The sequence below is a fragment of the Paenibacillus sp. FSL R7-0272 genome, from assembly GCF_037969905.1.
GTDB classification, from domain to species: Bacteria; Bacillota; Bacilli; order Paenibacillales; family Paenibacillaceae; genus Paenibacillus; species Paenibacillus polysaccharolyticus.
Map to the genome: position 1 here is coordinate 6,407,229 of NZ_CP150221.1, position 14,357 is coordinate 6,421,585.

A 14,357-nucleotide genomic window follows, 5' to 3' on the forward strand; every position below is an offset into this window, starting at 1 on the left:
AACCATCCGGCTAACATCCTGAATTTGCCTATAACCCGACATCTGACACACCACTCATCGGTGCTATAGTCCTATATGCATATACCCACATCCAAGCATATCCTACCCTTTTCAGTAAACCTAATAGCAACCCCCTACTTTATCCCCGCCAAAAACACCCGATACCGCTCAATCTGCTCCTCCGTCGCCATTTTTCGCAACGACTCCAATACCGCTGTGCACTTGATAATTTGCCGTTCTATCCCCAATCTGTCCGCTATACACATCGCCTTCAAAATAAATTCCACCGCCTCCTGCGGCCTTCCCATCCACTGTTCATATAAAGCCCTTTGGTAACAATAGTGGTACATATCATCGTTGTTTAACGAATCTATCCCCACTCCCGACCCAACAATCTTCTCCTCAATCATCTGTATGACAAAATCAATCCGCCACCCATGCCGCACCGCGGCCTCTGTGATCACCTTCAACCCTGACAAACGTTCCTCCGGATACTCCAGCAAAAGGTTCACGTACCCTTCCAGCAACTTAACCTGTCCTGCTTCAATCTCAAGTGCATAGCGATGGATTTCAGCCTTCCGTTTGAACTCCTGCACAACTTGTAGCTCTGCCTCATCCGTTCCTTCCATACACCCCAATGCTGCATACTGCTGGATACAAGCTCGTGCTTTATCGATCTGCCCCAGCTTCTGATAAGCCATACCTCGCATCATATGACTCCATCCCATGTAATAAACCAATGGACGTTCCGTATGAATATGAAGTTTATACCCACCTTTCTCCTTACACTCCACCCGTTCTTCATATATAGACTGTGCGCACTGGTACAACACACCCGCTGTCTCCAGCACTTTGTTCCAATTTTCAAAAGCCACAGCCATATCCAGCATATCAACGATAATATCCGGTTTGAGGGATTTTAGGATAGATTTTCGCAAAAAAGGAATCCTCCTTTATTGAGCTCTTTTGAAATTATTGTATAGATAAATAAAAAGAAGATCAATATAAATTGTACTAATAAGTACTACTTTTACAATTTTTATTTTATATTCATTAGTCTGTCATGGATTTATATCCTCTTCTAACCTTAAGTGGAGGTGATCAAATGAGTTTACCAGAAGCTGTTGGTAATCGAATTCGTGAATTAAGAAAGGCCAAAGGCTGGACTCAGGAACAACTGGCTGAATCTGCTGGCCTTCATTACAGTTATATCGGTGGAGTTGAACGAGGAGACCGCAATATTTCTTTGGAAACGCTTGAGAAAATCATGAACGGCTTACAGGTTCCAGCCGAGCAACTTTTTAAATTCAAAGAAGACTCTTCGTACAGAAGAGCCTTGGACGAGCATATGACTTTAGTTAGCGGTCAAGATGCAGATCAAATCGATTCTTTAACCAGAATTAACAAGGAAATTTTGATCTCCATTGAAAATGCAAAAAAGCTTTCAGATAAACGTTAATTCGGACAGGTATATCATACATATTCTTTCCAAAAGTGGAGCCTTTTGCTCCACTCTTTTTCCACATTACCCTTCTCACACCACGCTCCGCGCCAACACCCCATACTCCACCCGGTTCCGGCCCTTTTGCTTCGCCTGATACAGCGCCTTGTCTACTGCATCAAATAGCTGAATTAAATAGCGTTCGCCATCCTCCGGCACGTCTTCGTCCTCATATGCAAAATCATCAATTGATAGAATCCCGACGCTAATGGTAATTGCTATTTCCCCCAACCCATAATTCAATGAAATACGGTTGGACTCCACGGCCTGTCTTACACGCTCTGCAATATCAATCGCTAGATCATGCTCCGTATGCGGCAGGTAGATCATGAATTCCTCTCCGCCATAGCGAGTCAGAATATCCGTACTGCGCACAGATTGCCGAAGCGCCTCTGCCGTGCGCACTAGCACTTCGTCTCCAACCACATGACCATAGTGGTCATTAATGGCTTTGAAGTGGTCGATATCGAGCAGCATGAGGGAAAACGGCATTTTATATTGAAGGTTCGTGAGTACTTCATGATTCAGATGTTGCGTCAGGTAACGGCGGTTAAAACACTGCGTCAGACTGTCCGTCAGCACCAGCTCTTCCAGCTTGCGGTTGGCATCGGATAACTCCTGACCAATCAGATCGAGCGCCTCATTGCGCTCTTGTAGCGTCTTGTACTGCTGGTTCATCGTTTTAGCATAGAAGCGCTCTTGAGAGACATCCTGGAACGTCAGCAGGTGCCCTAGCGGTGCAAGAGCCGAGTCCACAATCGGAGAAGACTGCAGAATATAGTGGCAGAGCTGGCCGTCTTTCTCCACGATCACTTCGATCTGGCAAAGCTCCATTTTTTTCAAGCGATACTTGTTCAGGAACTTCCGACTATTCCCCTCCACAGACACCCCAGCGAGAAATGCCTCCATGTCCCAGGCATCCCCTACATGTTGTTCTATGAAAAAACGAGAGGCTTTGTTCACCTCCACAATCACTTCGTTCTCATCCAGCACCAGGATGCCATACGGAATCGTATTAATGACGTCCTCATGGGCGATGGAGACCAGATTGAACACGTTGTACCTTTTGATTACATACACGAAGAACAGGTCGGACAGGAAAATACCCAGTGAGGTCAGACCCGGAATAATCGGCAACCAGCGGCTCAGCAATACATTAAGGATGGCATCCAACGTGGCAAACGCACCCAGTACAAAAATTCCCCAAAGGGTGATTTTGACCTGCTTTTGAATCATGGCTGGTGTCTTGGAGGAAAATACCGCATGAAACATAATAACAAGGGAAGTCACGAAATAGCTCACCAAAATGAACATGACCACCCAGAACCATGGGCCGTAAGCACGCTCGATATAACCACCCTCCAGAGGCATGACAAAATCATGCCAAGGGTTCGCAACAACCCCAATCGCTCCGATCACAGCGGGTACAAACAGCAATACCAACCGCCTTTGGCTCAGTCGTTCCGCATAACCGGTAATAAATAACGTCAGCAGCAGCCACCCGCTCCCCAGCAGCGAGACCGCTACAAAGGACAGCAAAACATAGAATAATTGCAGGCCCGGATCATCGGTGAGCGTACTCGCAAATTGACAGAAAGGCCACATCATCATCAAACCGTGAAACAAAAAATACACCTTATGTAAATTCGTAATTCTAACGGTAGCAAACACATACACGCCCACACCAAACAATAGCACGAATAACGAAAGATCATACCACACTAATGGGTTCACAAATCTTCTCCTTCTTGGATGTGACACTGATTCCATGGTTATCAAGGATAACTCTGATACGTTGCCAAACGTTGAACTTTGATTTTTCTTCTGATCGTTCTAGAAATAACTATGACGAGATACTTCTGCAACGATTTGATTTTGTTCTGGTTAAATTACCCATATCGTACCACACCCCTGATACGCTGAGTAGCCCATTCACTGGAAGTCAGCCCAACCTCTGATTGAAATCGCATTCATTTTTTGCACTTTTGTGAACGTTTATGAAGGTTGTATGCAAAAAAACGCCCAGCTTTCAACTGAGCGTCTTCCAGCCGGTAGCGGGATACGTAATCTATTTTATTGAAAAGAAAGCTTCACTACCGGTAACTCTCCTACGTCCGTACTATTTCTATTTTTCTTTTCAATCTATTCATGACTAGCTCATGATCCATCAAAGGTTCTTTAGCAGCAATCTGCTTCTCCGCAACGATTAAACGAAGTTGAAGCTCGTGTCTTGCCTCAGTTAGTCCGTTGTTTCCATCCAATTCATTAGAGGACCGTTTGCTTCCCATAAAAATCAGACTCCCTTTTCATACCTGATATCAACGCTTCAATTCCACTTACTTCACATCTGCCAAAGGCTCATTGTCCGAGAACAGATCCGGGTTTTCCTTCAACATCTCCGTAAGCACCTCGGTTGTTCTCTCAGCATCACAGACACTTGCGACGGCATCTCCAAAACTTCCTTTGTGCATCGCGCCTGCTTGAACCAGCACCTCATCCACCTTCCAGAAGTGCTCTGACCAAGATAGTCCGCAATGTCTGCGTGAAGGTACGGAAATTTTAGTTCCATCTGGCAAAACAGTATACAGCATCTCATGTTCATCGGTCATTCTGCCTGGAATGTCCACCCATTCCTCGATCCCATGAATAAACGTGTTCCGCTTCAAGTCCACCCCCACCAGCAGTATTGTCGCTTTGCGATCGAGTAACTTGCCCCATGCAGAACCTCGTGCACATGGCGTATCGAAGAGATGATCGTCCTGTGTGAACGCCTGTGCGTCCTTCCCTAATGCCGCTACAGAGTGTGTAGGATGCCAGGAACGGACAACGTTAGGACGTTTACGAAACAACTCCGGCAGAATGCCTACACAACAGGAAGACGTTTCCACGTGGAACAATGGATTACTTTTGTTAATGGTAGACCACGTATGCGTAGGCAAAACGAGCAACCCATCCTTCATATACTCACTCAGCGCATCCAGCACGGTATCTGCTCCACCTTCCACCTCCCCCATACTCTTCATGGAAGAATGCATCAGCAAGGTGCCGTGACGATCTATGCCTAATTCCTCTAGCTGTGCGATAAGACTTTCGTATGTATGTGTCATCTTGGAATAACCTCCTTAGGAATCGATGTGATGTATCGAAAAATAAAACAAAGAGCCGAGATAGGTTCTCGGCCTCTGTAATTACACTTTTATACGGCAAGCAGATGCTCGCTTTAACGTTGAATACGCTTATGAATTTGATCTCTGATACTCTGATCATACTTCAGACATGAGCAGAGTACAACCGAGATTTATCCTTTGGAATTGGAATCAAGGCGTGGATTAAAGACCTTAGTGATGAATCTAGAACGATATATACCATCTATAATTCCATGTTTGTCAGTATGATTATTTAATAATCACGTACTCCAGATTCACCAGCTTCGCATACGTTACGATCTGATCTGTCGTCAGGTTCAAGGATACCACCGTGTGGTGTCCGCCACCGTTCTCAATCCAAGCTTTAACGCCGTCTTGGAAGTTCGGTTTTACTGTCCACAATACACGAGCGACTGGCAAATTTGGTGCAGGAACCGTTGGTTCGAAGGCAGATACTTCATTGATCAGCAATTTGTAGTGTGTACCGAAGTCTGCCATGGATACGACGACACCTTCGCCAGCTTTGCCGTCAAAGACGAGACGAGCCGGATCTTCACGATCGCCAATTCCCAGTGGAGATACGATGATTCTTGGTTTAGTGCTCGCAAGTGTAGGATCAACCTCAAGCATGTGAGATTGCAGAATGGCTTCTTGGCCCGATGCCATTTCATACGTGTAGTCTTCCATGAAGCCTGTGTTTTCGTTATGCGCCATGATTTTCAGCAAACGATCCAGCGCCGCTGTTTTCCAATCCCCTTCACCCGCAAATCCGTAGCCTTGAGCCATCAGGCGTTGTACTGCCAGACCCGGAAGTTGCTTCATGCCGTGCAGGTCTTCGAAGTTCGTTGTGAAGGCCGTGTAACCGCCGTTATCCAGGAACTTTTTGATCGCAATTTCATAGCTTGCTTGCACACGTACACTAGCTTCCCATGCTTCTTTGCTGTTAGTGCCATAATCGAATTCATACAGGTCCGCATATTGTGTGATCAATTCATCAATCTCTTGCTCAGTTACAGCGTTCACGTACTCAACAAGGTCGCCGATGCCGTAGTAGTCTACAGTCCAGCCAAACTGGATTTGAGCTTCGACTTTATCCCCTTCTGTTACCCCTACGTTACGCATGTTATCGCCGAAACGAGCAACTTTGATGTTAAAGCTTTCGTTGTATGCCACCGCTACGTCCATCCAGTCTGCAACCTGCTGTTGCACTTCCGGACGCTCCCAGTAACCCACAACAATTTTATTTTGTTTTCTCAGACGGGCATTAATGAAGCCATATTCACGGTCGCCGTGTGCCGCTTGGTTCAGGTTCATGAAGTCCATGTCGATGGTTGCCCATGGAATGCTCTCGTTATATTGCGTTGCGAGGTGAAGCAATGGCTTTTGCAGCAATTTCGTACCGCGAATCCACATTTTCGCTGGAGAGAAAGTATGCATCCAAGTGATTACACCCGCTACTTCGTCGCGGTAGTTCACTTCTTTCATGATGCTGGTGATTTTGTCTGCGGTTACAGCCAGATCTTGCAATACGAGTGGGTAAGGGAGTACGCCGCTAGCGTTAAGGGCATCTGTAATTTTCTGTGCATTTGCTTTAACTTCACCGAGTGCTTCTTCACCGTACAAATGTTGTGAACCGACAACGAACCAAAACTCTTTTGCTGCTGTTGCTGACATGGAATCATCCTCATTTCATTAGATTATAGTTGGATAGGTTGGTTACACCGGGACACTGCGATTGCAGTACCATCTTTCGATCGCTGGTTAACATCGGATTTCTTTTCTTTCCCTTCTCAAGGGGGAAATCCGATGATAAACGCGAGCGCTTCGCTTCTTCAGATTGGTTCTGCACTCTCCGTTAATGGTGTAAAAAGGTTATTCAACTGCGGGTTGGGTAGGGTAGTTATACCGGGACACTGCGCAGACAGAATAATCTTTCGATCACTGTTATCCCCAGATTTCTTCGAACCCCTTATGTATAAGGGGAAATCCGGTGATAAAGGTGAACGCTCCGCTTCTACAGCTTTCTTCTGTCTGCTCCGTTAGTGGTGTAAAAAGGTTATTCAACTGCGGGTTAGGCAGGGTAGTTACACCGGGACACGGCGATTGCAGTATCTCCGGGTCTTACATATCCAGATTATTTCTGGCCGTAGTATGCGTCCTTGCCGTGTTTGCGCAGGTAGTGTTTATCCAAGATGCCTTGTGGCAGTTCTTTGGCAAAGTTGTTCAGCTGGCGGGCGTACAGGTTCATTTTGCACACTTCCTCCAGCACAACGCTGTTCACCACGGCTGACTTGGCGTCTTTGCCCCAAGTAAACGGTGCGTGACCATGCAGGAGCACTGCCGGGATCGCCATTACATCCAATCCGCGTTGTTCGAACGTTTCAATGATTACACGGCCCGTCTCTGCTTCGTATCCGCGATCAATCTCATCCTGGTTCAGGAAACGTGCACATGGCACAGCTCCGTAGAACGTATCCGCGTGAGTCGTTCCCATGACAGGCACATCCAGACCAGCTTGCGCCCAGATCGTTGCCCATGTGGAATGCGTATGCACGATGCCACCAATTTCCTTGTAGTGTTTGTATAAAACGGCATGGGTTGCAGTATCCGAGGAAGGTCTCATCTCCCCTTCCACCACGTTACCGTCGAGATCGACGACAACCATGTCGCTGGCTTTCATTTTTTCATAATCAACTCCGCTTGGTTTAATGACGAACAGACCGCTTTCCCGATCAATTGCGCTCACATTGCCCCAAGTGAACTTCACCAGTCCGTGCTTCGGAAGCTCCAGGTTGGCCTCAAATACCTCTTGTTTCAGTTGCTCTAACATGTTTAGTTTCCTCCGTTCTCTACCAGATGCTCTACAGCGGCGTGCTCAATGGCAAGTCCACTCCGATAGCGTTCAATAAATGCTTCAAATCCCTTCACATCGGCAGCTTCCGGAGCCACTTCGACCCCTTCGACATCCTTGAACACTTTTTGCTCCAGGAAAACATCCAGCGTTTCTTGCTCGCCTTTGTCCTTCAGGTACGAAGCCAGCAAAGCCATACCCCACGCGCCGCCTTCACCAGCGGTAGACATTACCGATACCGGAACGTTCATGGCCGCTGCTACGATTCGCTGTCCCACCACAGGTGTCTTAAACAGACCGCCGTGCGCCAAAATACTATCAATGGCCACCTGTTCCTTCTCGGTCAGGATGTCCATACCCAGCTTAAGCGCGCCAAAGGCGCTGAACAGATGGGTGCGCATGAAATTCGCCAGGTTAAACTTGCTTTCCGGAGAGCGCACGAACAATGGGCGTCCATGCTCCAGTCCTGTAATATTTTCACCGGAGTAGTACCCGTAGCTAAGCAATCCGCCCCCATCCGGGTCGGCTTCAAGCGCCTTGTTAAACAATACGCTGAACAGCTTGCCTGAATCGGCCTCGATGCCCATCGCCTGAGCGAACTCGCGGAACAATCCGACCCATGCGTTCAGATCACTGGAGCAGTTGTTAGCATGCACCATGCCAACCGGGCTGCCGTCTGGCGTGGTCACCATGTCAATCTCGGGATACACGCTGGACAATTCCTTCTCCAGAACGATCATCGCAAAGACTGACGTGCCCACGGAGATGTTCCCTGTCCGTTTGCGCACACTGTTTGTCGCGACCATACCTGTTCCCGCATCACCTTCTGGTGCACAGAGTGGAATTCCTGATGCCAGTTCTCCTGACGGATCAAGCAGCTTCGCTCCAGCTTCCGTCAATGCACCTGCATGTTCACCTGCGAGGTACACTTTAGGTAGCAAATCCTCAACCTTCCACGGATAACCTTTGCCAGCAATATGCTCATTAAACTGATTGATCATTGCCGGGTGGTAATTATGCGTTGTCTCGTCAATCGGGAACATACCCGATGCATCGCCGATCCCAATCGCCTTATTGCCCGTCAGCAACCAGTGGATATATCCTGCCAGTGTGGTCAGGTAATCAATCTGAGGCACATGTTGCTCTCCGTTCAAAATCGCCTGATACAGATGGGCAATGCTCCAGCGTTCAGGGATGTTGAATTGCAACAATTCTGTCAGTTCGCGTGCAGCCGCACCTGTCGTTGAGTTACGCCACGTACGGAACGGTACGAGCATTTCCCCCGCCTGATCCAGCGCGATATATCCGTGCATCATGGCAGAGAAGCCGATTGAACCTACAGTCGTCAGCGGTACACCATACTTCTGCTCTACATCCTGCTTCAACTCACGGTACGCTGTCTGCAAACCCGTGATGATATCCTCCTGATTGTACGTCCAATAGCCGTCTTTCAGCAGGTTCTCCCATTCATAACTGCCGGAGGCAATCGTCTCAAAATGCTCATCAATCAATACCGCTTTAATCCGCGTTGATCCAAGCTCAATCCCAAGTGAGGTTGCTCCCTTGGCAATAGCTTCTTTCTCATCCACATGACTCGTCACTTCCGCATATCCCCTCTCTGCTCGCCATCTACGTCCGTGGAACGGCATCTATTCCAACTGCACCCTCGTAAGGTGCAATCCACCACCTACGTTCGTGGCTATAATCTATTTCAGCATTCCAAGAATGCGCTTTCCTGTACTGACAGCCTTAGTATATTTTTTGTACGTACATTTGTCAATGAGATAACGAAGTTATACTCACAAAGGACTATTTTTGTAAAATATTCAATTACATCAACGCATTTTAATTTATTTCCCCTATAAATCTAAGGTTTAATTCGACAAAATCGCAGTCAGTTGTACGTAACATTTAATAAAATGTACGGTTTCTCTTGCAAGTAAAGTGAATCATGCTAGAATATGTACGTACAACTTGAGCCATATTGATATAATATAGACGTTACAACGAAAGAAGTGGACGAATTGAAACCTAAATACCAAGTGATTATTGATGATATAAAGAGCCATATCCTGTCCGGGACTTACAGCATCGGCGAGCAGATTCCTACTGAATCAGCCTTGCAGGAAAGTTATAACGTGAGCCGTCAGACCGTTCGCAAGGCCATTTTGGAGTTGTCTAACGAAGGTTTTTTACGCAGCGAAAAGGGTTCGGGCACCTATGTCAGCAATCAGTACCGATCGCGAGCAGGTGGCAACACTTCCAAGAAGACGATCGGGGTCATTACCACCTATATCTCGGACTATATTTTCCCTTCCATTATTCGCGGTATCGAGCGTCGTCTGAATGAGGACAACTACTCGCTTCTGCTCGCCAGTACGAATAATGATGTAGCACAAGAGAAAAAGGCACTTGAGATGATGTTATCTTACGGCGTAGATGGTCTGATTGTTGAACCGACGAAAAGCAATCTGTACAACCCGAATATTGCGTACTATCTGTCTTTTAAGGAGCAGGATGTGCCGTTTGCGATGATCAATGCATTTTATGAGGAGTTAGAGGTGCCCTTTTTCTGTCTGGATGATGTACAGTCCAGTTATCTCGCCACTAAGGAGCTAATCTCCAAAGGCCACACCCAGATCGGGATTATTGCCAAAATGGATGATCTGCAGGGCAAGTACCGGATGAAGGGATACATCAAGGCACTAGGGGAAGCAAAACTGAGGTTCCACCCCGAGCATGTGCTCTCGTTTGATACCGCATCAAAAACAGATCTGTCCGCAAACGTGACAGCATATCTGCAAGAAAATCGGGAAGCACTCACCGCAATTGTTTGTTACAACGATGAAGTTGGGCTGGAAGTGGTACACGCTTGCCGCCAGCTCGGTATTTCGATCCCGGATGAGCTGTCCATTATTGGTCAGGACAATTCGTACATCGCCAAAAATGCAAACATCAGGCTCACCACACTCACGCATCCCCAAGAGCAGATGGGTCTTGATGCTGCCGATTGGGTTATCCGCAAGCTTCAGGGGAAGAAAGACCTCCCTACTCAAACCTACTATCAGCCTGAACTGGTGGAGGGAGAAACAGTGAAAGAGATGGAGATTGAGTAAGTATTCTCATGCTTGCAACGCGAGCCAGTAGCAAGTGATATACTAGATGGGGCACGGAGTAATATATATCGTACGGATGGCGTAGAGTTCCATACGATTTACGTTTTTTTAAGTTTACATGAGCAATACAATTTGGGATAAAAAGAGTTCAGGAGGTGATCTCGTCATGGTTGAAACGAACGGCCTATCGCAACCAGCACATCTGTCACCTGTGGACTTGAACAGCATGCGTGCCAAAACGTTGGGAGATTATCTGAAATCACGGCGCGCACGGCTTCAACCGGAGCAAGCAGGGCTCGCCAAGACTCATGGTCAACGCCGGACACCTGGGTTACGCCGAGAAGAGGTTGCCATACTGGCAGGGGTTAGCGCAACCTATTATACGTTTCTGGAACAGGGGCGAGAGGTCGCCGTCTCCCGAGAAGTTATCGAGAGTATCGGCCGGGCACTTCAATTGTCTCCCGATGAGCACACCCATCTGCTCGGCCTATGGAATGGCAATGAACCTGAAATGGCCCCGCCAATTACCTCGGAGATCACTCAACCTTGGCGGGATATTGTGAATCAGATGGCGTTTCCTGCGTTCATCACGAATGATCGTGCTGAGTTGCTTGCCTGGAACACATCTGTCGACAAATACGTATTGGACTACACTTCACGTGCTCCAGAACAACGGAACATGATGTTTAGCCTATTTACAGATCCGGAAATGCGCGCTCGCCTTATCAATTGGGAGGAGATGGCGGCACATTCCGTTGCCATATTCCGTACCTCTTATGATAGATATACACATGATCCGTGGTTTCCCAAGTTTGTAGATGATCTTTCCAAAGAAAGTTCTGAATTTGCATCGTTATGGGAGCTGCACCACGTAGAGGCAAAGAGGGTTACGCGCGTTTACTACCAACTGCCCGACCAAGAACAAGCTATCGCATATGACATTAATTCGTTATCCTTCACGCTGGATCACCCGGATCTGCATCTGTGCATCTATTCTCCAGTCAAGGAACAGGAATCTTAAACAGCGCTTGCCCCTCTTCTTTCACAAATCGTATGATCTACACTTCATTTACCACCGTAGTCCTATACAAGACAACCAGATTCATGCCATCCTGGTACTGCCGTTACTAGCATTAGCATGCTGTGGTTGGGGTAGTAACTGCGAATTAGAATGGAATCATGCCTTAAGCATAACGATGAAGGTACTATATTCTTTAATTTGCGGAAAAGAGGGATGATCGGATGGAGTTTAATAATAATGGAGTGGTGAAAAGAAAGTTAGGTTCACTTGGACTTGAGGTATCCGCACTGGGACTTGGTACCATGATGATGCCTGACAACGAGGATTCTATACGTACGATTCATGGTGCACTGGATCACGGAGTTACCTTGTTCGACACAGCTGATATATATGGGGAACATTTCATGCAACAAGGACTGTTCGGAGGTAACGAGCAGCTGGTTGGTCGAGCTCTGAAAGGCCGTCGTGATCAAGCCATTCTGGCGACCAAATTCGGCATTGTATCTCCAAACATGAAGGTACTCGGACACCCGGCGTATGTCAAAAAATCAATCGATTCCAGCCTGCTTCAACTGGGCACCGATTACATCGACCTGTACTATCAGCATCGCGTTGACCCGGACGTCCCCATTGAAGAGACTGTCGGCGCTATGGCTCAACTTGTGCAGGAAGGTAAAGTCCGCTTTCTCGGTCTCTCGGAAGCAACGGCGGATCAGATCCGGCGGGCACATGCCATTCACCCCATCACGGCGGTAGAAACAGAATACTCGCTCTGGAGCCGCGAAGTAGAGGATGGGGTGCTGCCTGTGCTGGATGAACTGGGTATCGGTTTTGTACCCTATAGTCCCTTGGGACGCGGATTCCTGACTGGACAGATTCGGACGTTTGATGATCTGCCTGCGGATGATTACCGCCGCTTCTTCCCTCGTTTCCAAGGAGATAATTTCAATAAAAATCTGGAGGTCGTTCGGCTGATTGAGCAGCTTGCCGCACGAAAAGGCTGTACTACGCCTGAACTGGCTCTAGCCTGGCTGCTGGCGCAGGGGGAGCAAATTGTACCTATACCCGGTACGAAACGTCTGGATCGGTTGCAGGAGAACCTTGGTGCATTGCAGGTCACGATCACACCGGAAGAACTGGCCGAGATCGAACACATCTCGCCCAAAGGGTTCGCAGCAGGTGAGCGCTATCCTTCGTTTTCCTGAGGTCAGAGTTGAATAAGAGTAAGAACAGGAAAAAGGCTGCCGTTCGGCAGCCTTTCTTAACTCACTTTTTAGAGCTATTTTATACTTATTCTTATACTCTTCTTTTATGCATCTCTCTTAACAAGGAATCTGCCAATCTCCGTGCCCTTCAGCCGCGGTCTGTTGCCGGAAACGTCAGAATCACCGTCGTACCCACTCCCTTCTCACTCACATACTTGATCGTTCCGTTAACCTTCTCCACGATGTTGAAGCAGATCATCAGCCCGAGTCCCGTACCATTCGTTTTCAGCGAGTAAAACGGGGTACCCAAAGCTTTAACCTCCTCCTCTGTCATCCCACACCCCTGATCCACAATTTTGATCTCCACCTTCTGCTTCACAAGTCTTGCTGTTACATGAACCATGGCTCCCGTATCCGAGGCTTCCAGAGCGTTCTTGATCAGATTAATGATCACCTGCTTAAACTCAACGGCATTCATGAAGATCGTGCAGCCCTCTTCAATCTCGATATCGATATGTTTATTGGACAACATGGCATAGGAGCTCAGTAGGCTAGCTACCCCCTCAAGCACCTCTTGCACATGTACTTTCTCATCAACCAATATCTCTCGGTTTGGTTTGGCAATGGACAAAAATTGGGAGGTCACCTGTTCCACCGTATTCAGCTCATCGATCATAAGCGCAAACTTGGATCGATCTGCAGGGTCGAAGGCCGGATTTTGTTGATACAACTGCAGGAATCCCCGTACCACCGTTACCGGATTACGAATTTCGTGCGCAACCGCTGCCGTTAGATGTGCAACCATTTGGAGACGTTCGGATTGTTGTACCTGTTCCAAATATAGTTCCTGTTTGCGGATCCGATCAAAAGTTAAATAGAAAATGAGAAACAGGAGCAGTTGACTCGCAATGATATTAATCAGATTTCCGGCCAGATCTATATGTATATATTTATACAAATTATCTTGCTTGTGAATATACGTCGTTACAATCACCAGCATGACTGTATTCAAGCTGAGCGAAATATAAAACAACTTGAAATCATAGAACAAGATCGCGAGTGCTGGAAGCAAACAGATCATAATGTAAGTTGTCCACGTCTGGGGATAGATCAAAGCTAGCGTGTAGAAATAGACAAACCCAAGTAAAATAATGCTCAATCGAAATGCAAATGTCTCATATCTGGGGTAAATGAGCAGACATACAGGTATCGTCACAACACATAACAAATGAATGACATATCCGATGGTCATACCCTGAAGCTCTGCGGTAGATACGGCTAATCCGGCTACCATTAGAAGGATCATTAGAAACATCGATATATAATAGGTCTTCCGGTTCATTGGACTATGCAATTCCTTCATCTATTCACCACCTTGTTCGTGAATTTCTATATATAGTATTGTAGCTTATTTCCTGTATCACCTTCCATGGATGAGAAATATTTTATTTTAGTCATACCAAAATAAGCTGCATGGACATTTAGCCCATACAGCTTATTTCGATTAATGCAACTGT

12 protein-coding genes are annotated in these 14,357 nt (G+C 47.0%); 4 read left to right on the forward strand and 8 right to left on the reverse strand.

The window, feature by feature from the left end; translation table 11 throughout:
- Positions 1-134: 134 nt before the first annotated feature.
- A complete protein-coding gene (locus MKY23_RS28040; protein ID WP_339834138.1) occupies positions 135-938 on the reverse strand; it encodes a DNA-binding protein in 804 nt (267 codons plus the stop codon).
- 167 nt (positions 939-1,105) lie between these two features.
- On the opposite strand from MKY23_RS28040, the gene MKY23_RS28045 reads away from it, so the two are divergent.
- The gene (locus MKY23_RS28045; protein ID WP_339834141.1) at positions 1,106-1,459 is read left to right on the forward strand and encodes a helix-turn-helix transcriptional regulator; all 354 of its coding nucleotides are present in this window, start codon (positions 1,106-1,108) and stop codon (positions 1,457-1,459) included.
- Positions 1,460-1,534: 75 nt separating this feature from the next.
- Here the strand turns inward: MKY23_RS28045 and MKY23_RS28050 are convergent, their stop codons facing one another.
- From MKY23_RS28050 to MKY23_RS28075, 6 genes are all read right to left on the reverse strand, one after another.
- The gene (locus tag MKY23_RS28050) at positions 1,535-3,235 is read right to left on the reverse strand and encodes a diguanylate cyclase (RefSeq protein ID WP_339834144.1); all 1,701 of its coding nucleotides are present in this window, start codon (positions 3,233-3,235) and stop codon (positions 1,535-1,537) included.
- A gap of 374 nt (positions 3,236-3,609) precedes the next feature.
- The gene (locus MKY23_RS28055; RefSeq protein ID WP_339834147.1) at positions 3,610-3,789 is read right to left on the reverse strand and encodes a hypothetical protein; all 180 of its coding nucleotides are present in this window, start codon (positions 3,787-3,789) and stop codon (positions 3,610-3,612) included.
- Positions 3,790-3,837: 48 nt separating this feature from the next.
- On the reverse strand, positions 3,838-4,608 hold the full coding sequence (locus tag MKY23_RS28060; protein WP_336121553.1) for an AAC(3) family N-acetyltransferase: 771 nt from the start codon (positions 4,606-4,608) through the stop codon (positions 3,838-3,840).
- 288 nt (positions 4,609-4,896) lie between these two features.
- Positions 4,897-6,321: an L-arabinose isomerase gene (gene araA / locus MKY23_RS28065; protein ID WP_154960283.1), complete on the reverse strand. Its 1,425-nt coding sequence runs from the start codon at positions 6,319-6,321 to the stop codon at positions 4,897-4,899.
- A gap of 460 nt (positions 6,322-6,781) precedes the next feature.
- The gene (locus MKY23_RS28070; RefSeq protein WP_090923505.1) at positions 6,782-7,477 is read right to left on the reverse strand and encodes an L-ribulose-5-phosphate 4-epimerase; all 696 of its coding nucleotides are present in this window, start codon (positions 7,475-7,477) and stop codon (positions 6,782-6,784) included.
- A 2-nt stretch (positions 7,478-7,479) separates the two neighbouring features.
- Positions 7,480-9,147, reverse strand: a complete 1,668-nt coding sequence (locus MKY23_RS28075) for an FGGY-family carbohydrate kinase (protein WP_339834165.1) — start codon at positions 9,145-9,147, stop codon at positions 7,480-7,482.
- A 375-nt stretch (positions 9,148-9,522) separates the two neighbouring features.
- On the opposite strand from MKY23_RS28075, the gene MKY23_RS28080 reads away from it, so the two are divergent.
- The 3 genes from MKY23_RS28080 to MKY23_RS28090 all read left to right on the forward strand — a co-directional run bounded on the left by MKY23_RS28080 (position 9,523) and on the right by MKY23_RS28090 (position 12,840).
- Positions 9,523-10,614: a GntR family transcriptional regulator gene (locus MKY23_RS28080; protein ID WP_154890318.1), complete on the forward strand. Its 1,092-nt coding sequence runs from the start codon at positions 9,523-9,525 to the stop codon at positions 10,612-10,614.
- Between the two features lie 118 nt (positions 10,615-10,732).
- Positions 10,733-11,635, forward strand: coding sequence for a helix-turn-helix transcriptional regulator (locus MKY23_RS28085; RefSeq protein WP_336121550.1), 903 nt, complete (start codon positions 10,733-10,735; stop codon positions 11,633-11,635).
- Between the two features lie 221 nt (positions 11,636-11,856).
- Positions 11,857-12,840, forward strand: a complete 984-nt coding sequence (locus MKY23_RS28090) for an aldo/keto reductase (RefSeq protein ID WP_222591877.1) — start codon at positions 11,857-11,859, stop codon at positions 12,838-12,840.
- A gap of 148 nt (positions 12,841-12,988) precedes the next feature.
- On the opposite strand, the gene MKY23_RS28095 is transcribed toward MKY23_RS28090, so the two are convergent.
- Positions 12,989-14,203 (reverse strand): HAMP domain-containing sensor histidine kinase, encoded by a 1,215-nt coding sequence (locus tag MKY23_RS28095; protein WP_154985722.1) that lies wholly within the window; start codon positions 14,201-14,203, stop codon positions 12,989-12,991.
- Between the last annotated feature and the right edge of the window lie 154 nt (positions 14,204-14,357).